Source organism: Paractinoplanes deccanensis (assembly GCF_016862115.1).
GTDB lineage: Bacteria > Actinomycetota > Actinomycetes > Mycobacteriales > Micromonosporaceae > Actinoplanes > Actinoplanes deccanensis.
This window is the reverse complement of record NZ_BOMI01000064.1, coordinates 1-26425: the sequence shown is the minus strand read 5'-3', so window position 1 is coordinate 26425 and position 26425 is coordinate 1. Positions and strand designations below refer to the sequence as shown.

Here is a 26425-nt window from a genome sequence, read left to right as displayed (position 1 = left end):
CCCGTAATAATGTCCGTCGATGAGCGATGACGCGGAGTGGCAGCGATGGCGGCGCGAGGTCTTCGGCGATCCGTACCTCGTGGACCACGACGGTCCCGATTTCACCGCCCTGCTGACCGCCGTCCGCGCCGACCCCCGCCGCGTCGAGCGCATGCTCCGCGCCGGCCTCGCCGAGGGCGACCCGCTGGCCGCCCGGTCCTTCACCGAGCTGGCCGCGGCCGGCCGCGCCCCCGCCGACGCGGTGAGCTACCTGCGCTCGGCGCTGGGCGGCGCCACAGGCGAGATGCGCATCCGCGTCGCCGAGGCGCTCTACACCATCACCGGCGACCCCTCCTGGTCGCGCCCGATCGTCCGCGAGCTCGACACGGCCCCGTCCGAGCTCGCCCGCCTCGACGCGGCGATCGCCCTGGCCCGCTTCCCGCCGAGCACCGGCCTGGTCACGGCCCTCGCCGCCGCGGTGCGCGACCCGGCATACCTGGTCCGCTACCACGCCGCCACGACCCTGCTGCGGTACGCGGGCGACCGCCGCCCACCGGAGAACGTCCCGGCCCTGTTCGGCCGCCTCAACGCCCAGACCGAGGAGAGCTGGCGCGCCGCCGCCGAGGAACTGGCCGCCCGCGTCCGCGTCTGACCGAGAGCGCCGCTGTGCCAGGATGGCCCGCGTGGACGGCTTCACCGCCTTGATCGAGCCGCTGCGGGCCGAGCTGCACGCGCACTGCTACCGGATGCTCGGCTCGGTGCACGACGCCGACGACGCGGTGCAGGAGACCCTGGTCCGGGCCTGGCGGGCGATCGACCGGCTCGACGACCGGGCCCGGCTGCGGCCGTGGCTGTTCCGCATCGCGACGAACCGCTGCCTGACCATGCTGACCGGGCGGGCCCGCCGCGAACTGCCCACCGGCACCGAGGCGACCTGGCTGGAACCCTACGCCGACGGCCGCCTGGGACCGGAGGCCCGCACGGTGGCCCGCGAGAGCATCGAGCTCTCCTTCGTCGTGGCGTTGCAGCGCCTCTCCGCCCGCCAGCGCGCCGTCCTCCTGCTGCGTGACGTGCTCGGATTCAGCTCGCGTGAGGTGGCCGAGCAGCTCGGCTCGAGCGTCGGCGCGGTCGACAGCGCGATGCAGCGCGCCCGCAAGGCCCTCGCCGAGGCGAACCTCGGGCCCAGCCAGCAGGCGGTGCTGGGCGGGCTCGGTGAGCCGGCCGTCCGTGACCTGGCCCGCCGGTACGCGATCGCGTGGGAGACCGGCGACGTCGAGGCGATCGTCGGCATGCTCACCGACGACGCGCGGTACTCGATGCCACCCCTGCCGGTGCTTTACACCGGACGGCCGGCGATCCGCGAATTCCTTGTCGGCGGCCCTCTCGGCCTCAGGTGGCGGTTCCGGCCGGCCGCCGCGAACGGCCAGGTCGCGTTCGGCATCTATCGATGGGACGACCGGGCCGCGGCCTACCTGCCCGGCGGCCTCGACCTCCTTCGCCTGCGCTCGGACCGCGTCGCCGAGGTCGTGTCGTTCCTGGACGCCGACCTCACCGCCTTCGGCCTGCCCGCGAGATTGCCGCCCGGCCGCGATGGATCCACGCCGCTCGCGGGGTTGTACCGGCATGACCGACGAAAAGACGATCACTGAGCTGATCGAACGCTGGGTGTCCGCGGTGCGGACCGCCGACCTGGAGGCCGTCGTCGCCGACCACACCGACGACGTCGTGATGTTCGACGTGCCGCCGCCGGAGGAGGGTGTGCGGGGCCTCGGCGCGTACCGGGCGACATGGCCACCGTTCTTCGAGTGGATCAGGAGCGGCGCCGTCTTCGGCCTGGTGCGCACCGAGGTCACGGCGGGCACCGACGTCGCGTACGCCCACCTGCTCCTGCGCTGCGGCACGCCGGCCGAGCTCGCCCGCCGGCCGGACCACCGCCTGCGCATCACGCTGGGGCTGCGCAAGCGGGGCGGCCGCTGGCTGATCGCGCACGAGCACCACTCGTTCCCGCTCGCCCAGCAGGACGAGACTCCGGCGGCCCGCGCGGACCGAGAAACCCAGGGGGTGGCAAGCTCTGACGGGTGAGCGCTCCCGTCGACGTCGACCTGGTCCTGGTGGGTGGCGGGGGAGCGGCGTCGCTCGTGCTCGCCGCGCTGGGGCGCGAGCGGCTTCCGGGCCTGCGGCTGGCGATCGTCGATCCCGTGCGCAAGCGCGGGCAGGACCGCACCTGGGCGTTCTGGGGGCAGCCGGGCACGGTGCTCGACCCCCTGCTGAGCGCCAGCTGGGGCGAGGTCGATGTGGTCACCCCGGCGCGGCGCCGGGTGCTTGCGCTCGAACCGTTGCGGTACGCGATGCTGCGCTCGCAACCGCTGTACGAGCTGGCGGCCGCCGTGGAGGAGCGGCTCGGCGCCGTGCGGGTCACCGCGCCGGCCGCAGACGTGGTGGACGACGGCTCGCGGGTGGTCGTGACCGATCCGCAAGGCACCCCTCTGGTACGCGCCGGGTGGGCGCTCGACTCACGGCCGCGCAAGCCGGCGCGGGCCGGGCGGACGAACTGGCTCCAGCACTTCCGGGGCTGGTGGCTGGAGTCGGACCGGCCGGCCTTCGAGCCGGATCGGGCCGTGCTCATGGACTTCCGGACGCCGCAGCCCGCCCGGGGGGTCTCCTTCGGCTACGTGCTGCCGGTCAGCGACCGGTTCGCGCTCGTGGAATACACGGAGTTCTCGCCCGCGGTGCTCGACGGCGACGCGTACGACGCCGCGCTGCGCGGCTATGCCCGGCTCAGCGGCCTCGACCTCGGCGCGCTGCGGGTGCGGGAGGTCGAGGACGGCGTCATCCCGATGACCGACGGCGTCTTCGACCCGCGGCCCTCGCCCCGGGTGGTACGCCTCGGCACGGCCGGCGGGGCGACGCGGCCGTCCACCGGCTTCACGTTCTCGGCGATGGCGCGCCAGGCCGGCGACATCGCGCGCGAGCTCGCCGCCGGCCGGCCGCCGGTGCCCGGGGCGCCGTACCCGCCGCGGCACCGCTGGATGGACGCCGTGCAGCTGCGCGCCCTCGACCGGGGGCTGGTCGACGGCGTGACCTTCTTCGACCGGCTCTTCGACCGCAATCCGCCGGAGCGGGTCCTGCGCTTCCTCGACGGCACCACGTCGTGGAGCGAGGACCTGACGTTGATGGCGTCGAGCCCGCTGCTGCCGATGACGCGGGCGGCAGCGGGAGACGCGATGGCCCGGCTCCGGCGGTGAGTCAGCGGGGGCAGGCGCCGACGTGCGTCGGGCCGCCCCGGACCAGCAGGCGGGTGGCCAGGACCTCGCCGCCGACGCCCCGGCCGGTGGCCAGGCCCGCCTGGTTGCTGAACTCGAAGTGCTGGCCGCCGTACACCCGCGACCGGCCGGCCTCGGCGGCCGCCGCCGAGAAGCCGGGGTAGGCGCGGGCGGCGCCGCCCGGCGCGGAATCGGTGGTGTGGGTGAACGCGACGGTGTCGTCGCAGAAGTAGCCGGCCAGGACGGTCGCCGCCGCGCCGCTGTACGAGCTGTGCCCGGACACGTACTCGGGGCTGCCCCCGGCGCTGCCGGCCCGGGCCGTCCACATCGGATCCGGCACGGTCAGCGGGTTGCCGTCGGTGTCGCCCTCGCGGATCGCGGTGGTGGGGCGCCAATGGCGGTACCGGTACTTGGTCTCGACCGTGGCGACCGTCGTGTCCGCGAGGCCCATGGTGAGCAGCGCGGTCAGCCGGGCCTGCTCGGCGAGCGGCAGACGCCGGTCCGCGGCGACCGTGAGCCCGATGCGCAGCCACTCGCCGGGAGGCTGGACGGAGCCGGCCGGCAACGACCAGTACTGGTACGTCGCGAGCAGGTCCGCGTCGGGCAGCGCGGCGTTGCCGAGCAGCGCGACCTCGGCGTAGGCGGCGGCGTACGGCAGGCTGGTCAACGCCGGCGGCCCGGCCGGGACGTACCGAACCGGATCGACGACGCCGAACGGGCGCACGTGGCGGTACTGGACGCCGGACCACGCGGCCCGGAAGACGCCCGGGCCGGTGCCCGCGGGCTGCGTCTCGACCGGCGTGGAGCCGTCGCCGGTGCGCGCGGCGACCACGGCGCGCCCGACGTGCCGGCCCCAGGCGGCGCCCGCCCGCGGGTGGGTGAGGCGTGCCAGGTCCGCGGCGAGCCGGGCGTCGTAGTCGGCGGCGCGCGCCGGGTCGAGGGCGACCAGCACCTCGTGCGCGGCGGCGGCGGCCGCCGCCTGCGGGTCGGCGTCGTGCGGTCCCGGTCCCGGCACGAGCGCGCTGGTGCGCGCCCGGGAGCCGGCGAGCCCGTTGACGGCGTCGTACATCGCGAGGTTCACCATCGCGTACAGCCGGGCGGCATCGGCGTCCGTGGCGCGCGTGGTGCGGACCGCGTCCAGGGCGAACCCGTTCCACACGCGGACACTGTCGATGTCCACCGGCGCCTGGGCGGCCGCGAAGCCGCCCGTCACACACAGCACGACCATGATCAGCGTCTTCCTCATGGACTCACCCTGCACCCACCCGGGATTGAATCGCTTCGATGCGTCCTCGATCGGACTCGGCACGGCGGGCGGCCAGCAGCAGCAGGCCGCCCGCGGTGAGGGCGGCGCAGAGCAGCAGGGCGGCCCGGTAGCCGAGCGCCTGCGCGGTCGCGCCGGCCAGCACGCCGGAGACGAGCGAGCCGACGGTGAGCGTGTTGGCGTAGAGCGCGGTCGCCCGCCCCGCCGCGTGCGGTGCCAGATCCTGGACGTACGTGATGCCGAGCGCCCCGACGACGGCCAGCGCCATGCCGCGGGCGACCTGGGTGGCGATCAGCGCGGGCATGCCGGCGCTGAACGCCACGAGCACGAAGTACGCGGCGAACAGCGCCATGCCGAGCAGCACGACCGGCCGTTTGCGGGCGCGGGCGGGCAGCAGCATCGTGGCCAGCGCCGCGGGGATCTCGACGAGCGCGCAGACGCTGAACAGCAGGCCGACGTCGTCGTCCGGCCGATGCAGGGTCCGGGTGACGTAGAGCGGCAGGACGACCGAGCCGGCGAGCATCGCGGTGTGGAACAGCGTGAAGGCGGCCGCGACCGGCAGCATCGAGCGCGGGAGCGGGGTGGTGCCGGTGCGCTCCTGGGCGCGTGCTCGCGGCGTACGGCCGACAAGCGCGAGGGGAACACTCACCAGGAGGAACGCGAGGGCGGTGACCTGGAGCAAGCGGTGATAGCCGCCCGCGGCCAGCAGGGCGGCGCCGGCGATCGGGCCGATCGCCCAGGCGAGCGACCAGACCGAGCGCAGCGCCGGCGTGGCCCGGGGATGGTCGCCGAGGTGGGTGCGGGCGAGCGTGAAGAGCTGTGGGAACGCCGCCATCCCGGCGCCGAGGAGGCCGGCGCCGATGAGCAGGAGCAGCGGGTACGCCGTCGTGAAGGTCAGCGCCAGATAGCCCGCGGCCGGGGCGGTCACCGCGAGGAACGCCGGCCACCGGCTCGCCGCCCGGTCGTAGCGGCGGCCCAGCCACGTGCTCACGACCAGGCCGCTCAGCGAGATCAGCGAGAGCAGCACGCCGGCGCGAAAGGGGGAGAGGTTCGCCTCGTCCGTGCCGTAGAGCACCAGGTACGGCCCGATCATCGAGTCGGCGACGCCGAGGAGCAGCACGCCGCCCAGCAGGGGGAGGAATGTCATTTCCTACCGCTACCCAGGAATTGCCGGGACGAACGGGCCATTCCCGCCGGGATTGTTGACAATTTTGTAGCCGCCATGGGATAGGGTAGCGGGACCAACCACCGGCCCGCACGAAGGAACAAACAGGACCGATGCAGCCCGACCGGGAAAAGGACCGAGGAACGGCCGCCGCGCAGGCGCGCGACGGGTTGCGGGAGGCGATCCTCCGCGGTGAGTACCTGCCCGGCGAGCGGCTCGTCGAGGCGCAGCTCATCGAGCGGTTCGCGGCCAGCCGTTTCAACGTGCGCGCCGCTCTCCAGGATCTCGCCGGCGAGGGCCTGGTGCAGATGGAGCGCAACCGCGGCGCCCACGTGCGCAAGGTGTCGCTCGAGGAGGCCGTCGAGATCACCGAGGTGCGCATGGTGGTCGAGGGCCTGATCGCGGCGCGTGCCGCCGAGCGGGTCGGCGACGAGCAGGCCGCCGAGCTCGACGAGATCGGCCGGCTCATGCGCGCGGCGGTCGCCGAGGGCGAGTACCGGGCGTACAGCGATCTCAACCAGCGGCTGCACGCGCTGATCCGAGCCATCTCGGCGCACGGCACCGCCGACCGGATCGTCGAGACGCTGCGCGGCCAGCTGGTGCGCCACCAGTTCATGCTGTCACTGCTGCCGGGCCGCCCGCAGACGTCGCTGCCGCAGCACGAGCGCATCATCGCGGCGATCCGCGACCGCGACCCCAAGGCCGCCGAGAACGCGATGCGCGACCACATCGCCAGCGTCATCGAGGCGCTGCGGTCGATCGACTACCTGGGCGGGCCGGCGTGACCGCCGTCGCGGTCCTCGGGCTCGGCGAGGCCGGGAGCCGGATCGCTGCCGACCTCGCCGCCGCGGGGGCCACGGTGTTCGGGTTCGATCCGGCCGTGGACGCGCCTGACGGCGTAGAGCAGAGGAAGAGTGACGAGGACGCCTGCCGTGAGGCGGGCCTGGTGCTGAGCGTGAACAGCGCGAAGGAGGCGCTGGCGGCGCTGCGGCAGTCGCTGCCGTCGTGCCGGCCGGGGACGCTGTGGGCCGATCTGAACACGTCCGCGCCGGGGCTCAAGGAGGAGCTCTTCGCGGCGGCGGACGGTGCCGTCGAGGTGGTGGACGTGGCGCTGATGGCGCCGGTGCCCGGGCGGGGCCTGCGCACGCCGATGACGGCGAGTGGCCCGGCCGCGGCCCGGGTGGCGTCGATCCTGCAGCCGTACGGGGCGAGCGTCCAGGTCATCGACGGCCCGGTGGGCGCGGCGGCCACCCGCAAGCTGTTGCGCAGCGTCTTCTACAAGGGCATGTCGGCGGCCGTGACCGAGGCGCTGGCGGCGGCCCGTGCGGCGGGGCTCGAGGAGTGGCTGAGCGACAACATCCGCGCCGAGTTCGCCCGCAGCGACGAGGCGACCCTCGACCGCGTGGTGGAGGGCTCCCGCCTGCACGCCGTGCGCCGCCGCGAGGAGATGGCGGCCGCCGCCGACCTGCTCGACTCGCTCGGCGTGCCGGCGCGCGTCGCCCGGGCCAGCCGCGACTGGCTCGACGACCTCATCGGCCGTTAGGCAGTCGCACGGTCACCACCGTGCCGTGCGGCTCGTTCGCGGCGGCGGTGACCGTGCCGCCGTGCTGGGCCGCGGTCTGCGCGACGATCGCCAGGCCCAGCCCCGAGCCGGGCATCGACCGGGCCGCCGGCGCGCGGTAGAACCGGTCGAACACGTGCGGCAGATCCTCCGCGGCGATGCCCGGCCCCTCGTCGGCGACCGTCAGCGTCCACCAGTGCGGGCCGTCCGCCCTCAGCGACGTGCGCACGGTGCCGCCGGCCGGGCTCCACTTCGCGGCGTTGTCCAGGATGTTGACGACCATGCGCTCCAGTTCGCCGGGCCGCCCGCGCACGGTCGCCGCCGTCAGGTCGGTGGTGAACGTGAGGCCGGGCGCTCTCGTGCGTACCCGCGTCGCCGCGGCCGTCACCACGTCCTGAAGCTCGACCGGTTCGACGGCCTCGCGGGTGGTCTCCTCGCGGGCCAGCTCCACCAGCTCGGTGGTGAGCGTGGCGAGCTCGCGCACCTGCGAGTCGAGGTCCTGCAGCAGCGACTCGCGTTCCTCGGGCGGGAGCCGGTGCGCGAGCTCCGGCCGCCGTTCGACCTCCAGGAGCAGTTCCACATTGGTACGGATGCTCGTCAGCGGCGTGCGCAGCTCGTGCCCCGCGTCCTCCACGAGGGTCCGCTGGGCGCGGCGGGCCGAGTCGATGGCAGCGAGCATCGTGTTGACCGACCGCCCGAGCCGCGCGACCTCGTCGGCGCCCGACACCTCGACCGGCTTGGTGAGGTCCATGGTGACCGCGACCTGCTCGACCGCCCCGGTCAGCTTCTCGACCGGCGCGAGCCCGGCCCGCGCCACCACCCGCCCCAGCCAGGCCGCCCCCGCGATGCCGAGCACACAGGCGGCGGCGAGCGCGGCGGCCAGCAGGGTCAGCAGGTCCCGGGTCCGCTCCTGGTTGATGGCGACCTGCACGGCCCCGCCGCCCTTGGCCGCCACGGTGAGCATCTGATGGTGGTCCCCATCGATGATCACCTCCTCCTGCCACCGCGGCCGCCCACCCGCGGCGATCTCCTTGGCGGCCGGGGTGACGGGCAGCACCTCCGCCGAGCCGCTCACGATCGCGCCGCCGGAGTCGAGCAGCTGCCAGGTGGGCCCGAGGGGCTTGTGGCCGCCGTACCCCTTGGGCATGGCCTCCTGGATGTCCTCCCACTCGGCCGGGGAGGCCGCGATGGTGCGGGCGTCGGACGAGAGCGACGCCTCCAGCTGGTGGGCCTGCAGGGCGGCGACCGTGAGCAGCGCGGCCCCGGCCATGACGACCACGGCCGCGGCCACGGCGCACGCCACCATCAGCGACAGCCGCGTGTGCAGCGTGCGGCGGCGCCACCAGCTGGTCCGCTCTTTCACAGCGGGTCCTCGCGGAGCACGAAGCCGACGCCGCGGACGGTGTGCAGCAGGCGCGGCTCGCCCTCGGCCTCCAGCTTGCGCCGCAGGTAGCCCAGGTAGACGTGAATGCTGTTCGACCCCTCGCCGAAGTCGTAGCCCCACACCTGCTCGAACAGCGCCGCCCGGGTCAGCACCTGCCGCGGATGCCGCAGGAACGCCTCGAGGATCGCGAACTCCGTGCGCGTCAGCCGCAACTGCCGGCCGCCGCGCCACACTTCCCTGGTGACCACGTCGAGCCAGACGTCGCCGAACGCGAGCCGCTGCTCGTCCGCCCCGCCACCGCCCGCCGCCATCAGGCCCGAGCGCCGCAGCAGCGCCCGGATCCGCGCCAGCAGCTCCTGCAGGGCGAACGGCTTGACCAGGTAGTCGTCGGCCCCCGCGTCGAGCCCGGCCACCCGGTCGCCGACGCTGTCGCGCGCCGTCAGCATCAGCACGGGCAGCAGCAGACCCTCCGCCCGCAGCCGGCGGCACGTCTCGAGCCCGTCCAGGACCGGCATGCTGACGTCCAGCACCATCGCATCGGGCGCGACGGCCTTGGCCACGTCCAGCGCCTGCTTGCCGTCCCCGGCCGTGTCGGCCTGGTAGCCCTCGAACCGCAGCGTGCGCGCGAGAGAGTCGCGCACCGCCGCGTCATCATCCACAACGAGTATCCGCATCGTTTCTCGGTTCTACTCCCCCCGCCGGTCCGGCGTGCGCGAAGCCCGGTAGCGGCTCAGATCTTGGCGGCGTCCAGGGCGGCCTGCAGGGACTGCTTGTAGGCCTCGCTGGTGAACGTCGCCCCCGACACCCCGTCGATCGAGGCGCTCTGCGCCGCGAGGACCTGTTCGCGCAGCTGGGGCAGGGCGCCGGCGGTCACGCCCGCGTCCGCCGGGTTGTCGGCCGGGGAGGTCGGTGCCGCGATGTCGGTGATCTTGCCGTCGGCGACCGTGATGCGGACCTGGAGCGGACCCCACTGGGTCTGCACCGACGAGCCGTCGTATTCCTTCGGCCCCGCACTCGCCTTCCCCGAGCCGGAGCCGGCCGCCGCCGAGGAAGGCGGCGTGCTTCCGGCCGCGGCCGGCTCCGGCAGGGGCGCCTCCGCGGCGGCCGGCGTGGCCGGGCTGTTGGTGCTGGTGCGATAGCTGAACAGCAGCACGACCGCCGCCACCGTCGAGAACAGCCACAGGGTGATCCGTCGCATCAGGGTTCCTCGCTTACCAGGAGAAGAGTTCGGTGTGCAGGCGGGCGGCGGGCGCCCCGGCCGCGCGGGCGGCGCTGTGGGCGGCCTGTGTCCAGGCGCCGGGCCCGCAGAGGTAGACCTCCGCCTCGGCCACGGACGGCGCCAGCCGGCGCAGGGCGTCGACGTCCGTGTCGCGGTGGCCGGCCGGCAGCCACGATCCGTCGGCGGCGCGGGGCCCCACCAGATAGGTGACCCGCACGCCCCGCTTCTGCGCGAACCACTCCAGTTCCGGGCGGAAGGCGATCTCGTCCGCACTCCGTACCCGATAGATCAGGGTGGCCTCGCCGGGAGCGTAGGGAAGCTCGCCCAGCAGCGACAGCAGCGGGGTGATGCCGATGCCGCAGGCGAGCAGGACCAGCGGACCGCCGTGGTACGACTCGCCGGTGAGCTTGCCGTAGGGGCCTTCCACGAGGACGCGGGTGCCCCGCTTGAGGGTGGCGACGCGGGAGCTGCCGTCGCCGCTGTCCTTGACGGTGATGCGCAGCTGGTCGCCGTCGGGCGCGGCCGACAGCGAGAACGGGTGCGAGCGGGTCCAGCCGGGCCCGTCGAGGAAGCGCCACTGGAAGAACTGGCCGGCGCGGGCGGGCAGGCGATCGAGGTCACGCCCGGTGAGGTACACCGACGTCATGCCGGGGCCCTCGGTGACGACCCGGTCGACGACCAGGCGGTGGCGGCGGTTGCGCAGCAGCGGCAGGCCGAGGCGGAAGAGCAGGACCGAGCCGGCGGCCACACCCCACAGCGTCCACCAGTACGTGGCGGCCCAGCCGGAGCCGGCGAAGTCGGAGCCCGACCAGAGCTGGTGCGGCAGGGCGAGGCCGGCGCCGAGGTAGGCGTAGAGGTGCAGCAGGTGCCACGACTCGTACCGGAGGCGGCGGCGCGCGGCGCGGATCGAGGTGACCACCACCATGATCAGCGCGAGGGTGCCGGCGGCGGCGAGGAGCATGCCCGGGAAGTTCCAGATCATGGTCCAGAACTGGGCGAACGGGTTGTTCCGGGCGGTACCGGCGTAGCCGATGGTGATCAGCACGATGTGCGCGACCATCATCCAGAACGACGTGAAGCCGGACCAGCGGTGCCAGCGGGCGAGCGTGTCCTGACCGAAGGCGCGCTCGGCGAACGGGACGCGGGCCATCGTCAGCACCTGCAGGAGCAGCAGGTCGGAGGCCCAGAGACCGAAGAGGCGGCCGATGGACGAGATCGCGCCGGGGCCGCCGTTCCCCACGGACTGCAACCCGCCGTGGCTCACCCAGAGTGCGGTGACGACGAGCAGGGTGGCGCCGGCGACGACGCCGACGGCATCCGCCCACCAGCGTGGCGTCGCGGAAGGCCCGGAAACGGGTGGCGCCTTGCGGCCGGCGCCGGGTCTGGCCGTGATCGTCATGATCCCACCATGACCCAAGTACATGAAGCCTCAAGTAATTGAGACTAAGAGCTCCCTAAGAAGAACTCTCCAGGACCGTCAGCAGGCGACGCACCGCGGGCAGGGCGTCACGGACGGCCCGGCGATCGGCCTCGTCCAGCCGCTCCAGCGCGGCGGCGAGCACCGCGTCCTGGGTCTCACCCCACGAGGCCAGGTGTTTCTCACCCTGGGCGGTCAGGTTCAGCCGGGCGACACGCCGATCTCCCTCATCCCGTACGCGGGTGAGGAGCCCCGCCGTCACCAGCTCGCCGATGATCGTCGACACCGTGTTCGGGACCAGCTGGAGGAGTTCGGCCGCCGCCCGGGTGCCGATGCCGGGGTTGGCCTCGACGGTGCGCAGCACCTCGACCTGAGCCATCGACAGCCGGTCGACCGACGCGACCCGCCGCACCGCCCGGCGCAGCACCCGGCCGAGCGCGCCGAGGATCGTCATCTGCCGCGCGAGCTCCAGAGAGTCGTTCACCGTCCCACTCTATGGTCTCGCGATCTCGTGCGGGGACAGTGGTGGCCCTGGATGCGATTGCACGCGTGTGACCGGATTGCAAAGGTGGTGGACCCGGGCTTTTCGACCTGGCAGACTGCGCTCTGTGACGAGATCACTGATTGTGCTGGGTTGCGAGCTTCCCCTCAGCTCGGGCGCGAAGTGCAATGTGGTGACGCATCGGCGCTGTGCGGACTGCGGGCGGCGCATCTGCCGTTCCCACTCCGCCCTCCTGGCCGATCAGCTGACCCTCGCGCCGCAATGCAAGCAATGCGAGGCCGGGCGCAAGATCCCGCGCAACCGGGGCTGGTTCCGCCGCCGGTCCTGAGCCCTGCGCGGTCCCGTCCGTGCGGCTAGCATCGCATTGATGCGGATCATGACGTGGAACGTGTGGTGGCGCTTCGGCGGCGCGTGGCGTGAGCGCGAGGACGGCATCGTGGCGACTCTTCTCGCCGTGCAACCCGACGTGGTCGGTCTCTGCGAGACCTGGGCCGGCGACGGCACCACCCAGCCGCGGCTCCTCGCGGAGCGCCTGGGCGGTTTCGACGCGACGTTCGCCCCCACCTCGATCCCGCCGGTGCCCCATCCGCCGGAGGAGCCCTCGCAGGCCGGGGTGCAGATGGGCGTCGGGCTGGTCAGCCGCTGGCCGATCACCGGCCGCACCGTGCACGAGCTGCCCCACCCGCAGCGCACCGGGCCGCCGCCCACCGCGATCTCCGCGATCCTCGACCGCCCCGGCGCCCCGTTCCGCGTCATCGTCACCTGCCTGGAATGGGAGACCTGGTTCGCCCAGGACCAGCTCGCCCAGGCGCGCGCCGTCGCGGAGCTGGCCGCCGCGAGCGACCTGCCGGCGGTGGTGCTCGGCGACCTCAACGCCTCCGTCGACCAGCCCGAGATGGCGCCGCTGCTCGCGGTGCTCGCCGACGCGTGGCCGGCGGGCGGCGGCGATCCGGCGGCGGTGACGCTGAGCTCCGCGGTGCCGCAGGCGCCGCTGAAGGCGGTCAAGCAGATCGACCGCCGCATCGACCACGTGCTCGCCCATGGCGGCGGGCTGACGGTCGAGCGCGCCTTCCTCGCCGGGGACCAGCCGATCGACGGTCTCCACCCGTCCGACCACTTCGCGGTCGTGGCGGACCTCGACTGGGACCGGAAGCCGTGACGATCTATCAGCACCCGCTGGCGTACCTGCTCGGGCTCGAGGGTGTGGCCCTGCTGCGCGCCTTCGCCGGGGAGCACGGGCGGGAGTTCACGCACGCCCGGTTCGCCGAGCCGGGAGCTGGTCGCGCGGGGCCATCGGGTGCACGGCTTCGACCTGTCACCGGGGATGCTCGCGAGGGCGCGCCGTAACGTTCCCGGGGCCACCTTCGCCCGGGCGAGATACACCGCCCTGCCGCTCGCGGACGGGTCCGCCGATCACATGGTCTGCACGCTCGCGCTGTCCCACGCCGAGCACGTCGGCCCGTTCTTCGCCGAGGCGGCCCGCGTGCTGCGGCCCGGCGGTCATCTGCTCATCGCCGACACGCGCGGCCACTTCCTCGGCTCGCCGCTCTACCCGATCGTCAAGCACGACCGGCGCGGCGGCTACGGCTACGTCCGCAACTGGTGTCATCCGACCGGGGACTACGTGCGGGCGTCGATCGAGCACGGCTTCGCCATCCGGGCCTGCGAGGAGCCGCAACGGCCCCGGCCGACGGTGCTGCCCGGTGAGACGCCCGAGGACCCGGGGGTGCCGCCGGACGTGTGGCTGCTGCACCCGTGGGTGCCCGCCGCCGCGAACGCCGCCCGCGACGGTCACCCGGCGCTGATCGTGTGGGACCTCGAGCTCACCGGCGCCACGCGAAGTCCCGGCGCGGATGGACGGGGAACAGCCGCCGCGACGGTGTGAGCGAGCGGCCGTCGGCCAAGGCGGGCAGCCGTACGGTGAAGGTCGCGCCCAGGCCGGGCCGGCCCTCCGCGACGATGGTCCCGCCGTGGCCGGTCACGACCTCCTGGAGCAGCGCCAGCCCCAGCCCGAAGCGGCGGTCGCCGGCGCCCGCGCCGCGGTGGAAGCGGTCGAAGAGGCGTTCGGCGTCGGCCGGGTCGAAGCCGTCGCCGGTGTCGGCGACCACCAGCTCGGCGAGGTCGCGGGCGGTCCGCACGGTCACCGTGATGCGCCCGCCGGCGGGAGTGTGGGTGAGGGCGTTGGCGAGCAGCTCGCAGACGACCCGCCGCAGCGCGGACTCGACGCCCGCCACGCGCACCGGCCCGCCCGGCGTGGCCAGCGTGACCGCCACGTCGCGTTCGGCGGCGCGGTCGGCCTCCCCGGCCACGGCGGCCGAGGCGAGCGCGGTCAGGTCGACGGGCACGGCCGCCGGGCGGTGCTGCGGGTCGGCGGCGAGCCGGGCCGAGAGCAGCAGCTCGTCGACGATCTCGCCGAGCTGGCGGGTGGTGCCGATGAGCCGTTCCAGGTCGTGCGAGGGCGCGCGGCGGGCGAGCAGCTGGGCGCGGGTGTGCACCTGCGCGATCGGGGTGCGCAGCTCGTGGCTGGCGTCCGCGACGAAACGGCGCTGCCGGGACAGGGCCTCGGCCAGCGGCGCGACCGAGCGCTGCGCCACCAGGGCACCGGTCGCGGTGGCGGCGATCAGCCCGACGAGCGCCGCGACGGCGAACGCCCACAGCAGGTGGCGGCGGTCGGCGAGCTGGTATCGAGCGTCGAAGACGACCTGCACGACGCCGCGGCCGGTGGCTTCGGTCCGCACGTGATAGGTCGTCCCGTTGCGGGCGACGGTGGTGATCTCGCGCTCGCCGCCGGCGGCCACCCGGTCGAGGGCGGCGCGCAGCGGGAAGCCGGCCGGGAGAGCGACGGGGCCCGCGCTGACCCGGCCCGCCGCCAGCGTGATGATCCAGTTGCAGCCGACCGGGCCGGAGACGGTGCCGTGCGCGGCGCCCCAGGCCAGCTCGCGCTGGATCTGGCGCTCCTGGTTGTGCACCAGCGTCGCGTACGCCACCCCGCCGACCAACGTGAGCAGGACGCCGACCGCCAGCCCGACGAACAGGCCCATGCGCAGGCGGGCGCGGCGCACGAGGGCGCGCTCGGTGCCGGTCACAGGCTGCCCAGCCGATAGCCGAGGCCGTGGACGGTGCGCACCACGGCGCGGCCCAGCTTGCGGCGCAGGTAGTAGACGTACGTGTCCACGATGGACGCCGCGGCCGCCTCGTCGAAGACCCGGCTGCGCAGCTGGGAGCGGGAGTGCACGTTGTGCGGGCGCGAGGCCAGCACCCGCAGCAGCTCGAACTCGCGGGCGGAGAGCGCCACCCGCCCGCCGTCCGGCAGCACGACGTCGCGCAGCGCCAGGTCGAGCAGCCCTCCGCCGTCGATCCGCAGCACGTCCGCCGGCTCGGCGGTGCGCCGGCAGAGGGCCCGCAGCCGGGCGCTGAGCTCGTCGAGGTCGAAGGGCTTGCCCAGGTAGTCGTCGGCGCCCGCATCCAGCCCGGCGATGCGGTCGCCGACCGTGCCGAGCGCGGTGAGCACGAGCGCCCGGGCGGGCACGGCCCGGGCCCGCAGCCGGGCAAGCAGGTCGAGCCCGTCGAGCGCGGGTAACAAACGATCGATGACCATCACGTCGTACGGCCGGGTCAGGCCGAGGTGCAGCCCACGCTGCCCGTCGGCAGCCCGGTCGACCTCGTAGCCGTCGTCCCGCAGGACGTCGGTGAGCATTTCGCTCAGCTCCGCGTCGTCCTCGACGAGCAGAAGCCGGGGGGATCGTCCGCCTCGCACCGATTGACCATGACATATCCCATCGGTCGCTGACTAGACGAAATTTGCGATTACAACATTCGGTTCGCGCGGCCGGCTTCCGGTGGTGGCGCCTCCCGCCGCCTCGCCCCTCCTTGCCGCGCGTGGGCTGAGGCCCGCCGGTGTGGACGGGGTGGCGCAACGGGGCCGAGGCGGCGTCAGGCCGCGAGCTCGGCCACGGGTGCCGGCTCGGGGACGGGCCGCCGGCGGCCGTCGCGCCACTCGAGGAAGCGGAGCATAGGCGTGGTCATCAGGGTCGTCACGAGGGCGACCAGCACCAGCACGGTGAACAGCGACGTGTTCACGATGCCCGCCTCCAGGCCGACGTTCAGGGCGATCAGCTGCATGAGCCCGCGCGCGTTCATCAGCGAGCCGACGCGCAGCGCCACCCCGTTGGGCTCGCCTCGCAGGCGGGCGGCGGCCCAGCAGGCGCCGAACTTGCCGGCGATCGCCACCGCGACGCAGGCCACAGCGAACAGCAGCACGGCCGGGTCGCCCAGCAGGGCGAACTCGGTGCGCAGGCCGGAGAACGTGAAGAACAGCGGCACCAGCACCGTGGTCGCCACCGGTGTCAGCGTGTCGACCGTCTTCTCGGTGTGCTCGTTGCGGGGCATCACCACGCCGGCCGCGAAGGCGCCGAAGACGGCGTACAGGCCGATCTCGTCGGTGTACCAGGCGACCAGGAAGAGCAGGGCCACCGTGCCGAGCAGGCGGCCGCGGTCGTCGAGCCGGTCCGAGGTCATCAGCCAGCGGGTGGCGGGGCGCCCGGCGAACCACAGGATCGCGCCGAACAGGACCGTGCCGCCGGCCGTGAGGAACGCCGTGCCCGCGTCGCCCGACGAGACCGCCAGGACCACGGCGAGCGCGATCCACGCGACCATGTCGTCGATGGCGCCGCTGGCCATCGCGAGCGAGCCGTGCCGAGTGCCGAAATGGCCGCCCTCGGTGATGATGCGGGCCAGCATCGGGAACGCCGTGATGGCCAGCGCCACCCCGACGAACGCGGCCGAGACGCCGAGCGAGGTGCCCTCGGCCCGGATCGACACGCCGGAGGCGGTCACCAGCACCAGCGCGGCGCCGAGCGCGAACGGGACCAGGACGCCGGCGAGCGAGACGGCGCCCGCCGTCCCGGCCAGCCGGGGCACGCGGTGGCTGGTGAAGGCGTACCCGGCCTGGAACATGAACAGCACCAGCCCGATCTGCCCGACCACGTACAGCACGGGATAGAGCTCGGCCGGGAAGAGCGCGTCCTGCACGCCCGGCAGCAGCAGGCCGAGCAGTGACGGGCCGAGCATCACCCCGGCGAGCATCTCGCTGACCACGGGTGGCTGGCCGCCCTTGCCGAGCAGCCAGGACACCAGGCGGCAGAAGAGCAGGATGACGGCGACGGCGATGAAGAACCGGGGTGCCAACTCGGTGGGTGTCACTGCCTGACCTCCTCGAAGTAGGTGGCGCAGAGTCGCTGGCGGCGCGCGTCGAGCACCATCCAGGTGCCGAGCACGAGCTGGAGCACCGAACGGCCGGCGTCCTGCCAGCGGTCGGCGGCGCGCAGGGCGCACAGCCGGGCCCGTCCCGGACCGGGGAGCCCTGCGGGGGTCAGGTAGGCGGGGCCGCGGCTCGGCAGCGACCGGGTGTGCGCGGCGCTGGACGCGACGGCGTAGCGGCGCAGCACCTCCCGGGTCGCGGCGCGCAGCATCACCGGCGCCACGCCGCGCGCCGGGCACGCCCGGTTGTGCGTCACCCCGTACGGGATGAAGTGCGCCTCCTTGCGCGTGACCGTGAGCCATCGGCCGGGGTCGAACGCGTCGTCGGCGGCGGGACCGGTGCGCTGGTAGGCGAGGTAGTTGAAGAGCAGCACCGAGCCCGCGGGCAGCGTGACGCGCTCGTCCACGACGATCGGCGCGGACGTGATGCGGTGCGCGATGCCGAAGAGCGGGTGCACGCGCAGCGTCTCGTCGATGAGCCGGTCGAGCGCGGCGTCGTCGTCCACTTCGGACGCGGCGGCCGGGTGGGCCGCCGCGCAGAGCAGGATGTGCGCCATGGCCTCGGACATCTGCACCACAGCGGTGTTGAAGAACGCGCCCTGCAGGTACCAGGCGGTCTCCTGGGCGGTGAACTCGGGCGGCAGCGTCACCGGGCAGGTGCCGTCCTCGATGCGGCCCAGCAGATAGCGGGTGAGTCGGTCGCGGCGGGCCATGCGCCGCGGGCGGGTGCCCTTGAGCGCGCTGACCACGTCGTCGGCGTTGGCCACGACGAGGTCGCGGGCCTCGCGCGGGCACGGCTCGCCGAAGACCAGCTCGTAGTGCACCTCGGCCCAGATCGGCATCATCAGGTCGCGCAGCCGCACGAGGCTGGTCCGGCCGGTGGGCAGCTCGCCGAGCACGCGGCGGCAGGCGGCGGTGACCCGCGCGTCGGCGTCGGCGTGCGGGATCGCGAGGACCCGCCGGGTCGTCCGGGAGACCGCCTTGTAGCGGTCGCCCGGCTCGAGGTGCTCCTGATGCATCTGCGGGCCGGGCGCGAGCCAGTACCAGAACAGGTCCGACAGGCCCGCGCCCTTGCTGCGCCCGTCGGCCGCGGGGTCGTTGTAGACGCGCTCGAAGTGCTCCGCGCCGACCAGCGGGCCCGGGATCGGGATGCCCTCGGCGCCGTTGACCCGCGTGAAGATCCATTCGCGGAGGCGGACCACGGCGTTCACGCGACGAGGTCCGGCGTCAGGTCGGCCGGGCGCTTCGCCCCGGCCAGGGCCATCGTGTGGTCCAGGTCCGTGCGCAGGGTCTCGAGCATCTGCTGTACGCCGTGAGCGCCGCCCGCGGCGAGTGCCCAGAGCACCGGCCGGCCGAGCAGCACGGCGTCGGCGCCGAGCGCCAGCGCGACAAGCACGTCCGTGCCGCGCCGGAGGCCACCGTCGACGAGAACCGGGACCCGCCCGCCGGCCGCCGCCACCACACCCGGGAGCGCGTCCAGGGTGGCCACGGCCCCGTCGAGCTGACGGCCGCCGTGGTTGGAGACGATGATGCCGTCCGCGCCGTGCCGGACCGCCTCGGCGGCGTCGGCCGGGTGCAGGATGCCCTTGAGCACGACCGGGAGCCGGGTGCTCTCGCGCAGGCGGGCGATGTGGTCCCAGCCGAGCGCCGGGTCCATCGCGATGCTCAGGACCGCGCCCGTGGCGTCGCGCATGTTCTCGCAGGCGAACCCGGCGGGCAGGTCGGTGAAGCCGTTGCGCAGGTCGCGCTCGCGGCGGCCGAGGACCGGCGAGTCGACAGTCACCACCAGCGCGCGGCACCCGGCGGCCTCGGCGCGCGCGACGACGTACCGCTGGAACGCCTCGTCGGGTTGCGGATAGAGCTGGAACCACAGCGCCGCGCCCGTCGCGGCGATCTCCTCGACCGGCTGGGTGGCCGCCATGCTGACGACCATGACCGTGCCGGTACGCCGTGCCGCGGTTGCCGTGCCCGCCTCGCCGTCGGGGTGGGCGAGCCGGTGGAACGCGGTCGGCGCGATCAGCACCGGCATCGCCATCTCGGTGCCGAGCACGGTGGTACGCAGGTCGCGCGCGCCGGTGCCGCGCAGCACCCGGGGCACGATCCGGCGCCGCTCGTACGCCTGCTCGTTGGCCCGCAGGGTCCGCTCCTCGCCCGCCCCGCCGGCGAAGAAGTCCCAGCGGACCGGGTCGAGGGCGGCCCGCGCCTTCTCGCGCACCTCAGTGGCCCAGGCAGCGCTCGACGAACGCGGCCAGGGGAGCGACGTGGACGTCGGGGCGGTCCCAGCGGTTCTCGAGGTTCTCGGCGAGGTGATGCTCGGCGGCCACGGCGCCCTCGCGATAGAAGCGGACTACCGGGTGCAGGTACGCGGCGTCGTGCGCCCGGCCGGGCTCGTTCTGCGCGATCCGGCCGACGGTGATGTCGAACGGGTCGACCTTGTCGTGGTCCGGCCCGTATTCGAGGGTCACCACGAAGCCCGTGCGCTCGCCGAGGCCGCCGTCGCGGAAATAGTCGACCGGCACTTCCTCGTGGTATTTCGCGGTGCCGCCGTCGAGCGTCACGATGTCGGCGAGGAATCCGAACTGCTGCCACAGCGCCGAGGAGCGGTTCACCCGTTCGACGATCGCGTCCGTGACGGCGCTCGTGGCGAGCCGGCGTGCCGGCCAGGGCGTGTCCTCGTACCGCTGCCGGAGGATCTGATGAAGTGACCGGACGGAGTAGCGGAATCCGTGGATGAAGCCGCCCGTGGACTTCTTGAAATCGCGCTGCTGCGACAGCGTCCCGGCGAAGTAGAGGCCGGGCACGTTTACCGATTCCCAGGCCGAGGTCTGCTCGGGGAAACGGTCGTCGATGACGAGGCTCGGCCGGGCATCACCCGTGAACGGCGAGGCGTCGAACGCGAAGCCGGTGCAGGCCAGGACGCGGTCGTAGCGCAGTTCCTTGACGACCTCGTCGGCGCGGGAGAAGGCGAAGGTCACCCTGTACTCGTCGCCGTCGCGCTCGATGCGGCGGACCGTGCCGTCGAGGATCGCGTTGGCCGACTTCAATTGGTAGGTGTCCAGGAAGTTGTTGTTCACCGCGCGCAGATGGCCGACGTAATGGGTGCGCCAGGCGAGCTTCACCGCGCTCGGCCCGGCCACGTGGATCAGCGTGGTGGTCTCGATGAGATTGTCGGCGGTCTCGAAGGCGGAATTGCCCTTGCCGATGATGAGCACCCGCTGGTCGAGGAAGTCGCGCGGATCCACCGGCATGGTGTCGTAGGTCTCGGCGAGCTCGAATCCGTCAATGGCGGGGCGGTGCATGCGGCTGACGCCCGTGGCGACGATGACGCGCTTCGCCTCGTACACCTGATCGGCGGTGGTGATCTGAAAGACGCCGCCGGCCTTGGCGACGCGCTCGACGCGCGTGTTGTACCGGACATTGACGCCGGTCTTGGCCGCGTAGTCGGCGAGGTATTGCACCATGAGGTCGGCGCCGGGGAAGTAGCGGTCGGTGTAGTTCGTGAAGCGCAGGTCCGGGTCGTCGCTGAGGATCGAGTTCCAGTCCAGGCGCAGGTTGAGCTCGGGGTCGTCGCTGCCGGTCCGCGGCTTGTTGATCGAGATGAGGGTGCGGTGCCGGGGATAGGTGCGGAAGAACGTGCCCGCGCCCTCCCCGGCCTCCAGCACGAGGTGGTCGTGACCGTCGCGTTCCAGCAGGGCGGCCAGCTGCAGGCCGGCGGGGCCGGCGCCGATGATCAGGTAGTCGAGCGTCACGACTGAGGACGCTAGGAAGCGGAAATCAGAGAAATATCAGCCTGTTCCACGATGTCGGCGGCTTTCCGCACGTCGTCGTCGAGGGGACGGTCCGGATCGACGGGTTCGATCGCCGCCTCCAGTGCCTCCAGGAGGGCACGGTTCGCGTCGGCGGTGGGGCGCCGGGCGCCGCAGTGGGCGGCCTGGCGCAGGCCCAGGGCGAGCGAACCGCACAGCAACCGGAGCAGGGCGGCCTGGTCGAGGGCGCGCAGGGCGGCCTGGGTGCCGAACGGGACGACGTCCTGGTTGTGCAGGTTGGTGGGCAGGCTCTGCATGCTCGCGGGCACGGCGTCGCGGCGGATCTCGGCGATCAAGGCGGTCGAGGCGAGCTGGACGCCCTGCAGGCCGTGCTGCCTGCCGGGGCCGGCGGCGAGCATGGGCGGCAGGCCGCCGTTGCGATGCGGGTCGACGAGCAGGTCGAGCTGGCGCTCCATCAGGTTGCCGACCTGGGCCAGGACGATCGCGAGCAGGTCGGCGGCGAAGGCGGCGGGCTGGCCGAAGAAGTTGCCGCCGTGCACGATCGCGTCGTCCTCGGGGAAGAGCAGGGGGTTGTCCGACACCCCGCCGAGGTCCGCCGCCGTCATCCGGTCCACGTAGGCCAGGGCGTCCTCGGCCGCGCCGAGCAGCTGCGGGGCGCATCGGATGCTGTACGGCTCTTGCAGCGGACGCGTCCCGCTCGGGGTGTGGCCGCGTGCTGTCTGCCGCATACGTGCGGCGACAGTGGTGGCCCCGGCGTGGTTGAAGCGGGCGATCAGGCGCTCGTCGAGGAACTGCGGGTCGCAGCCGAGCAGGTCGGCGAGCAGGCACGTCAGCGCCTGCGCGCCGCGATGGGACCGGCGGACGCCGTCCAGCGCGAGAGCCAGCGCCGCGGTGGTCAGGGAGGTGCCGTTGACCAGGGCGAGGGCGTCGCGGCCGTCCAGGGCGAGGGGCCGCAGGCCGGCGGTGCCCAGCGCGGTCGCGGCGGGGAGGCGCTTGCCTTCGAGGTACGCGTGGCCGCGCCCCCGCAGGGCCTGGGCGGCGGCGCCGAGCGGGATCAGGTCGCCGCTGGCGCCCACCGACCCGAACCGCGCGACGGCGGGGGAGAACGTGGTGCCGAGCGCGGCGGCGAGCGCGTCGACCACGTGCGGGGAGGCGCCGGACGCGCCCCGGGCCAGCGACCACGCGCGGACCAGAAGGGTCGCCCGGACCACGGCCGGGTCGAGGTCGGGGCCCTGGCCGGCGCCCAGGTGCGCGAGGGTGTTGTCGGCCTGGTCCCGCTGGTCCGCGCGGCCGGCGAAGCCGACCAGGGCGCCGAAACCCGTGGTGGCGCCGTAGATCGGGCGGTCCTCGCCGCTCGCCTTGTCGAAGTAGCGGCGGGACTCCTCGAGAAGGGCCCGGCGCCGCGGGCTCAGGGTCACCGCGATCGGGTCGCGGGCGGCGAGCAGATCGGCCACGTGCAGCGGCGCGTCGAGATCTACGTTTCTCATGAAAGCGGACGATATTGACGGCTTCTCAGAAGTCTCTGAAATCGCCCGGCTACGGTCCGCCGCATGACGCACGACTACCTGATCATCGGTGCCGGGCCGGCGGGTCTGCAACTCGCCGCGCTGATGGAACGCGACGGTCACGACTACGTGGTCCTGGAGGCGGGCGAGACCGCGGGAACGTTCTTCCGCACGTACCCGCGGCACCGCCGGCTGATCTCGATCAACAAGGTGTGGACCGGGTCGGACGATCCGGAGTTCAACCTGCGCGCGGACTGGAACTCGCTGCTGACCGACGACCCGGCGCGGCTGTTCCGCAACTACAGCACCAAGTACTTCCCGGCGGCCGGCGACATGGTCCGCTACCTCGCGGACTTCGCCGAGGGGCTGAACATCGAGTACGGCGTGCGCGTCACGTCGGTGTCGCGGCCGGCGGACTTCGTCGTGACCGCCGGCGACCGGACGTACTCGGCACGCCGGGTCATCGTGGCCACCGGGGTGTCGCGCCTGTACGAGCCGCCGATCCCCGGGGCGTCGCTGGCGGAGCGGTACGACACCGTGAGCGTCGATGCGGCCGGCTTCACGAACCAGCGCGTCCTCATCATCGGCAAGGGCAACTCGGCCTTCGAGACGGCGGACGCGCTGGTCGAGACGGCGGCGGTCATCCACGTGGCGGGCCCGCACTCGGTGCGGCTGGCGTGGCAGACGCACTACGTCGGGCACCTGCGGGCGGTGAACAACAACTTCCTCGACACGTACCAGCTGAAGTCGCAGAACGCGGTCCTGGACGGCACTGTCGAGCGCATCGCCAGGCGCGACGACGGCGGTTACCGGGTGGACTTCCGCTACGCGCGGACGGTCGAGAAGACCCGCGTCCTCGACTACGACCGGATCATCCTCTGTACGGGCTTCGCCTTCGACGCCTCGATCTTCGACCCCTCGGCGGCGCCGGCGTTGGTCATCAACGACCGGTTCCCCGAGCAGACGGCCGCGTTCGAGTCGGTGAACGTGCCGGGCCTGTACTTCGCGGGCACGCTGTCGCAGCAACGCGACTTCAAGAAGTCCACGAATGGTTTCATTCACGGCTTCCGCTACGGGGTGCGGGCGCTGCACAAGATCCTGTCGGCCCGGTACGAGTCCCGCCCGTGGCCGGCCGCGGCGCTGGAACCGACCCCCGAGGCGATCACGGCGGCCGTCATCGCGCGCATCAACCGGACGTCCGCCCTGTGGCAGCAGTTCGCCGTCCTCGCCGACGTCGTCACGGTGAGCGCCACCTCCTCGGCGTCCTCCTCTGCCGCGTATCACGAGGAGGTGCCCGTCGCCTACTTCAAGGAAGGGGCCCTTACTTCGTACGACGTGGCCTTCGTGGTGACGCTCGAATACGGGCCGGACCACGACCAGGTCGACCCGTTCGACATCACCGTGCCGCGGATCGCGGAGAACGACGCCGCCGCCGCGCACGAGGCCAGCTACCTGCATCCCGTCGTGCGGGCCTACCGGGGCGGGACCGTCGTCGCCACCCACCACCTGGCGGAGAACCTGGAGAATAATTGGGACCTTCCGGGCGTCCACGTGGAGCCGCTCGAGGTCTTCGTGAAAGGCGTCCTCGCCGATGTGGCCTGAGCCGGTCCTCGGCATCCTGTCGGCGGCGGGCGACCGCGTCGTCTTCGAGGACGGCGCGCGCGAGGTGACGGGCTCCGCGATGCTGTCGATGATCCGCCGCATCGCCGCGGGCCTGCGCGGCGAGGGTGTGGGCCCCGGCGACGGTGTCATCCTGCTGCTGGGCGTCGACGCGCCGGCCTTCGCCGCGATCATCGCCGCTTTCGCCGTGGGCGCGCGCGTCTCCGGCGTACGGGCCGATCAGCTGGACCACGTCGCCGCCGCGGGTGTCGGCACCCTGATCGACGACGCCCGGGTCGCCGCCCTCCTGCACACGCCGGACGAGCCGCTGTCGGCGGCGGGGCGGCCCGGCGACATCGCCCGGATCCTCTACACGAGCGGCAGCACCGGCGAGCCGAAAGGCTGCTGCCAGACGTACGAGGCGATGACCGCCGCCTGGGCCGCGCACCCCGACCGGTGGCCGCCGGCGATCCGCGCGCTGGCCGAGAGGATGGACCGCTTCCTGGTGTTCGGCTCGCTGACAAGCCAGGTCATGCTCGAGTACGGCATCCTCGCGCTGGCCGCCGGCGGACGCCTCGTCGTGGCGCGGCAGCCGGCGTTCCCCGACGCCATCGTCCGCCACCGCGCGACCGCGAGCGTCATCACGGTCGGCAAGCTGCACCAGCTGGTCCGCTCCCTCAGCGCCCGGCCGCCGACGCTGCGGGCGCTGATGGTCTCCGGGTCGCCGCTGGACCCCGGGCGCCTCCGCGAAGCCCTGGAAGCCCTGGGCCCGGTCGTCTTCCACGGCTACGGCCAAACCGAGACCGGCATGATCGCCATGCTGACCCCCGGCGAGATGCTGGAGTCCCCGTCGTCCCTGGCGTCGGTGGGCCGCCCACCCGCGGCCGTCGAGGTGGACGTCCGCGACGGCGAGCTCTATGTCCGCACCCCGGCCCAGGCCGCGTCCTACTGGAACGACCCCACGCTGACGGCCGAGGTCTTCGTCGACGGCTGGGTACGCACCCGCGACCTGGCCCACCTGGACCCGAACGGCTACCTGCACCTGACCGGCCGAGCCCGAGACGTGATCATCGTCCACGCCGAGCTGATCCACGCCGGCGCCGTGGAGCGAGCCTTGGCAACCGATCCGGCCGTGGCCGAGGCCTACGTGATCGGCAAGCCGGACCCGTCATCGGGCGAGGCGGTTCACGCCTTCGTCGTGGCGGCCACCGGCCGCACCCCCGACACCACAGCACTGGCCGCCTCGGTGGCGGCCCGCCTGGGCGAGAAGGCCACCCCGGCCACCATCACCGTGATCGACCAGGTCCCCACCACCCCGGCCGGCAAGCCCGACAAGGCATCCTTGGCTCACCTCGCCCCGACCTCCGGCAGCGGCGACCGGGCGCGCGTGGGGGCGTAGGCTGCCCGCCATGATCGAAGGCCGGCGTCTCGTCCCCGGCGACCGGGCGCGCGTGGGGGCGTAGGCTGCCCGCCATGATCCAAGGGCAGCGTCTCGTCCCCGGCGACCTCGTCGCGCTGGTGTCGCCGTCCGGCGCCATCGACCCGGCCAGGACGGAGGCCGCAGCGAAGTCCCTCGAATCCTGGGGTCTGCGCGTCCGGGCCGGCCGCAACGCCCACGGCCGCCACGGCACGTTCGCCGGCACCGACGAGCAGCGCCTGGCCGACCTCAACGACGCTCTGCGCGACCCGGAGGTGCGCGCCGTCCTCTGCCTGCGCGGCGGCTACGGCATGCAGCGCATCGTCGACGGCGTCGACTTCGACGCGGTTCGCGCCGACCCCAAGCTGGTCGCCGGCTTCTCCGACATCACCGCCCTCCACCTGGCCCTCTGGCACGAGACCGGCCTCGCCACCATCCACGGCCCCACCGCCGGCCAGCTCGACCGCGGCCCCGGCACCCCGACCGCCGAGTCCCTCCGCCGAGCCCTGACGACCACGGCTCCGGTGGAGATCCGGGCCGACAAGGCCGAAGACACCTACCCCGTCCGCATCCCCGGCGAAGCGGAAGGCACCCTCCTGGGCGGCAACCTGGCCATGCTCACATCGTCGATCGGCACCCCGCACGCCCCCGCCCTCGACGGCGCCATCCTCCTCCTCGAAGACGTCAACGAAGAGCCCTACCGAGTGGACCGCATGCTCGTCCACCTGCGCCGGGCCGGCTGCTTCCAAGGCCTGCGCGGCGTGGCCGTGGGCCAGTTCACCGACTGCGTGGACCCCGACCCCAGCCCGCCGGTGATCGACTACCTGACCACCGAGCTGAGCCGCCTGAACATCCCCGTCCTCGGCGGCCTGCCCATCGGCCATGGCCCCGAGCAGATCGCCGTGGGCCTCGGCGTCCACGCCCGCCTGGACGCGACCGGCGGCACTTTGACGGTCGCCGCCCCCGCTGCCTGATCCCTCGGCTCCACCGCTGCCGCCGTTCCCGGCGCCACCGACCGCGCCGCTCCCGCCGACCGCTCGCGGTACCCGTTCTCGTTGCCCGACCGTCTGCGGTGCCCGAGCGCTCGTGGTGTCCGTTGTCGTTGCCCGACGTACCGCGGTGCC

General features: G+C 73.5%; 24 protein-coding genes and 1 pseudogene. 11 read left to right on the top strand and 14 right to left on the bottom strand.

The window, feature by feature from the left end; translation table 11 throughout:
* Window positions 1–19 precede the first annotated feature (19 nt).
* From Ade02nite_RS16785 to Ade02nite_RS16770, 4 genes and pseudogenes are all read left to right on the top strand, one after another.
* Window positions 20–631: a HEAT repeat domain-containing protein gene (locus Ade02nite_RS16785; RefSeq protein ID WP_203763484.1), complete on the top strand. Its 612-nt coding sequence runs from the start codon at window positions 20–22 to the stop codon at window positions 629–631.
* 22 nt (window positions 632–653) lie between these two features.
* A complete protein-coding gene (locus tag Ade02nite_RS16780; RefSeq protein ID WP_203763481.1) occupies window positions 654–1628 on the top strand; it encodes an RNA polymerase subunit sigma-70 in 975 nt (324 codons plus the stop codon).
* A pseudogene (locus tag Ade02nite_RS16775) lies at window positions 1603–2025 on the top strand (YybH family protein); the annotation flags it as partial. The gene Ade02nite_RS16780 and the pseudogene Ade02nite_RS16775, both read left to right, overlap by 26 nt.
* Before the next feature lie 32 nt (window positions 2026–2057).
* Window positions 2058–3224: a lycopene cyclase family protein gene (locus Ade02nite_RS16770; protein ID WP_203763476.1), complete on the top strand. Its 1167-nt coding sequence runs from the start codon at window positions 2058–2060 to the stop codon at window positions 3222–3224.
* Between the two features lies 1 nt (window position 3225).
* On the opposite strand, the gene Ade02nite_RS16765 is transcribed toward Ade02nite_RS16770, so the two are convergent.
* Complete coding sequence (locus tag Ade02nite_RS16765) at window positions 3226–4488, bottom strand: vanadium-dependent haloperoxidase (protein WP_203763474.1); 1263 nt, start codon at window positions 4486–4488, stop codon at window positions 3226–3228.
* Between the two features lie 4 nt (window positions 4489–4492).
* Window positions 4493–5653, bottom strand: coding sequence for an MFS transporter (locus Ade02nite_RS16760; RefSeq protein ID WP_203763472.1), 1161 nt, complete (start codon window positions 5651–5653; stop codon window positions 4493–4495).
* A 131-nt stretch (window positions 5654–5784) separates the two neighbouring features.
* On the opposite strand from Ade02nite_RS16760, the gene Ade02nite_RS16755 reads away from it, so the two are divergent.
* The gene (locus Ade02nite_RS16755; protein ID WP_203763470.1) at window positions 5785–6456 is read left to right on the top strand and encodes a GntR family transcriptional regulator; all 672 of its coding nucleotides are present in this window, start codon (window positions 5785–5787) and stop codon (window positions 6454–6456) included.
* The gene (locus Ade02nite_RS16750) at window positions 6453–7214 is read left to right on the top strand and encodes an NAD(P)-dependent oxidoreductase (protein ID WP_203763468.1); all 762 of its coding nucleotides are present in this window, start codon (window positions 6453–6455) and stop codon (window positions 7212–7214) included. Before Ade02nite_RS16755 ends, Ade02nite_RS16750 begins: the two co-directional genes overlap by 4 nt.
* Here the strand turns inward: Ade02nite_RS16750 and Ade02nite_RS16745 are convergent.
* From Ade02nite_RS16745 to Ade02nite_RS16725, 5 genes are read right to left on the bottom strand one after another with little or no spacing between them, the layout of a single operon-like run.
* Window positions 7201–8595: a HAMP domain-containing sensor histidine kinase gene (locus Ade02nite_RS16745; RefSeq protein ID WP_239168816.1), complete on the bottom strand. Its 1395-nt coding sequence runs from the start codon at window positions 8593–8595 to the stop codon at window positions 7201–7203. The genes Ade02nite_RS16750 and Ade02nite_RS16745 overlap by 14 nt on opposite strands.
* Complete coding sequence (locus Ade02nite_RS16740) at window positions 8592–9290, bottom strand: response regulator transcription factor (RefSeq protein ID WP_203763466.1); 699 nt, start codon at window positions 9288–9290, stop codon at window positions 8592–8594. The genes Ade02nite_RS16745 and Ade02nite_RS16740 overlap by 4 nt, the downstream gene beginning before the upstream one ends.
* 56 nt (window positions 9291–9346) lie before the next feature.
* Window positions 9347–9814, bottom strand: a complete 468-nt coding sequence (locus Ade02nite_RS16735; protein ID WP_203763464.1) for an FMN-binding protein — start codon at window positions 9812–9814, stop codon at window positions 9347–9349.
* A 13-nt stretch (window positions 9815–9827) separates the two neighbouring features.
* Window positions 9828–11234: a ferredoxin reductase family protein gene (locus Ade02nite_RS16730; RefSeq protein WP_203763461.1), complete on the bottom strand. Its 1407-nt coding sequence runs from the start codon at window positions 11232–11234 to the stop codon at window positions 9828–9830.
* Between the two features lie 55 nt (window positions 11235–11289).
* Complete coding sequence (locus Ade02nite_RS16725; protein ID WP_203763458.1) at window positions 11290–11736, bottom strand: MarR family winged helix-turn-helix transcriptional regulator; 447 nt, start codon at window positions 11734–11736, stop codon at window positions 11290–11292.
* A gap of 385 nt (window positions 11737–12121) precedes the next feature.
* Between Ade02nite_RS16725 and Ade02nite_RS16720 the strand changes: the two genes are divergently transcribed.
* Entirely contained in the window at window positions 12122–12913 is a 792-nt protein-coding gene (locus Ade02nite_RS16720; RefSeq protein ID WP_203763455.1) for an endonuclease/exonuclease/phosphatase family protein, read from the top strand.
* 138 nt (window positions 12914–13051) lie between these two features.
* A complete protein-coding gene (locus Ade02nite_RS16715) occupies window positions 13052–13639 on the top strand; it encodes a class I SAM-dependent methyltransferase (RefSeq protein ID WP_203763452.1) in 588 nt (195 codons plus the stop codon).
* Here the strand turns inward: Ade02nite_RS16715 and Ade02nite_RS16710 are convergent.
* From Ade02nite_RS16710 to Ade02nite_RS16680, 7 genes are all read right to left on the bottom strand, one after another.
* On the bottom strand, window positions 13578–14840 hold the full coding sequence (locus tag Ade02nite_RS16710) for a sensor histidine kinase (protein WP_239168815.1): 1263 nt from the start codon (window positions 14838–14840) through the stop codon (window positions 13578–13580). The genes Ade02nite_RS16715 and Ade02nite_RS16710 overlap by 62 nt on opposite strands.
* Window positions 14837–15511 carry a response regulator transcription factor gene (locus tag Ade02nite_RS16705; protein WP_239168814.1) on the bottom strand — a complete coding sequence of 225 codons (675 nt, stop codon included), beginning with the start codon at window positions 15509–15511 and terminating at the stop codon, window positions 14837–14839. Before Ade02nite_RS16705 ends, Ade02nite_RS16710 begins: the two co-directional genes overlap by 4 nt.
* A 176-nt stretch (window positions 15512–15687) precedes the next feature.
* On the bottom strand, window positions 15688–16956 hold the full coding sequence (locus tag Ade02nite_RS16700; RefSeq protein ID WP_203763449.1) for a cation:proton antiporter: 1269 nt from the start codon (window positions 16954–16956) through the stop codon (window positions 15688–15690).
* Entirely contained in the window at window positions 16953–18224 is a 1272-nt protein-coding gene (locus Ade02nite_RS16695) for a cytochrome P450 (protein ID WP_203763447.1), read from the bottom strand. Before Ade02nite_RS16695 ends, Ade02nite_RS16700 begins: the two co-directional genes overlap by 4 nt.
* Window positions 18221–19228: an alpha-hydroxy acid oxidase gene (locus Ade02nite_RS16690; RefSeq protein ID WP_203763445.1), complete on the bottom strand. Its 1008-nt coding sequence runs from the start codon at window positions 19226–19228 to the stop codon at window positions 18221–18223. Before Ade02nite_RS16690 ends, Ade02nite_RS16695 begins: the two co-directional genes overlap by 4 nt.
* 1 nt (window position 19229) lies before the next feature.
* A complete protein-coding gene (locus Ade02nite_RS16685; RefSeq protein ID WP_203763443.1) occupies window positions 19230–20762 on the bottom strand; it encodes an NAD(P)-binding domain-containing protein in 1533 nt (510 codons plus the stop codon).
* An 11-nt stretch (window positions 20763–20773) separates the two neighbouring features.
* Window positions 20774–22267: an aromatic amino acid ammonia-lyase gene (locus tag Ade02nite_RS16680; RefSeq protein ID WP_203763441.1), complete on the bottom strand. Its 1494-nt coding sequence runs from the start codon at window positions 22265–22267 to the stop codon at window positions 20774–20776.
* Window positions 22268–22330: 63 nt separating this feature from the next.
* Here Ade02nite_RS16680 and Ade02nite_RS16675 point away from each other — a divergent pair, with 63 nt between their 5' ends.
* The 3 genes from Ade02nite_RS16675 to Ade02nite_RS16665 all read left to right on the top strand — a co-directional run bounded on the left by Ade02nite_RS16675 (window position 22331) and on the right by Ade02nite_RS16665 (window position 26275).
* Complete coding sequence (locus tag Ade02nite_RS16675; RefSeq protein ID WP_203763439.1) at window positions 22331–23887, top strand: NAD(P)-binding domain-containing protein; 1557 nt, start codon at window positions 22331–22333, stop codon at window positions 23885–23887.
* Window positions 23877–25283 carry a class I adenylate-forming enzyme family protein gene (locus Ade02nite_RS16670; protein WP_203763437.1) on the top strand — a complete coding sequence of 469 codons (1407 nt, stop codon included), beginning with the start codon at window positions 23877–23879 and terminating at the stop codon, window positions 25281–25283. The genes Ade02nite_RS16675 and Ade02nite_RS16670 overlap by 11 nt, the downstream gene beginning before the upstream one ends.
* A gap of 74 nt (window positions 25284–25357) precedes the next feature.
* Window positions 25358–26275, top strand: coding sequence for a S66 peptidase family protein (locus tag Ade02nite_RS16665; RefSeq protein ID WP_203763434.1), 918 nt, complete (start codon window positions 25358–25360; stop codon window positions 26273–26275).
* The last annotated feature ends 150 nt before the right edge of the window (window positions 26276–26425 follow it).

Bases quoted from the DNA above. Each gene is read 5' to 3' on its own strand.
- Ade02nite_RS16740 (WP_203763466.1), bottom strand. From the start codon at position 9,290: ATGCGGATACTCGTTGTGGATGATGACGCGGCGGTGCGCGACTCTCTC.
- Ade02nite_RS16670 (WP_203763437.1), top strand. From the start codon at position 23,877: ATGTGGCCTGAGCCGGTCCTCGGCATCCTGTCGGCGGCGGGCGACCGC.
- Ade02nite_RS16675 (WP_203763439.1), top strand. From the start codon at position 22,331: ATGACGCACGACTACCTGATCATCGGTGCCGGGCCGGCGGGTCTGCAA.
- Ade02nite_RS16720 (WP_203763455.1), top strand. From the start codon at position 12,122: ATGCGGATCATGACGTGGAACGTGTGGTGGCGCTTCGGCGGCGCGTGG.
- Ade02nite_RS16760 (WP_203763472.1), bottom strand. From the start codon at position 5,653: ATGACATTCCTCCCCCTGCTGGGCGGCGTGCTGCTCCTCGGCGTCGCC.
- Ade02nite_RS16730 (WP_203763461.1), bottom strand. From the start codon at position 11,234: ATGACGATCACGGCCAGACCCGGCGCCGGCCGCAAGGCGCCACCCGTT.
- Ade02nite_RS16665 (WP_203763434.1), top strand. From the start codon at position 25,358: ATGATCCAAGGGCAGCGTCTCGTCCCCGGCGACCTCGTCGCGCTGGTG.
- Ade02nite_RS16680 (WP_203763441.1), bottom strand. From the start codon at position 22,267: ATGAGAAACGTAGATCTCGACGCGCCGCTGCACGTGGCCGATCTGCTC.
- Ade02nite_RS16755 (WP_203763470.1), top strand. From the start codon at position 5,785: ATGCAGCCCGACCGGGAAAAGGACCGAGGAACGGCCGCCGCGCAGGCG.
- Ade02nite_RS16780 (WP_203763481.1), top strand. From the start codon at position 654: ATGGCCCGCGTGGACGGCTTCACCGCCTTGATCGAGCCGCTGCGGGCC.
- Ade02nite_RS16765 (WP_203763474.1), bottom strand. From the start codon at position 4,488: ATGAGGAAGACGCTGATCATGGTCGTGCTGTGTGTGACGGGCGGCTTC.
- Ade02nite_RS16785 (WP_203763484.1), top strand. From the start codon at position 20: ATGAGCGATGACGCGGAGTGGCAGCGATGGCGGCGCGAGGTCTTCGGC.
- Ade02nite_RS16735 (WP_203763464.1), bottom strand. From the start codon at position 9,814: ATGCGACGGATCACCCTGTGGCTGTTCTCGACGGTGGCGGCGGTCGTG.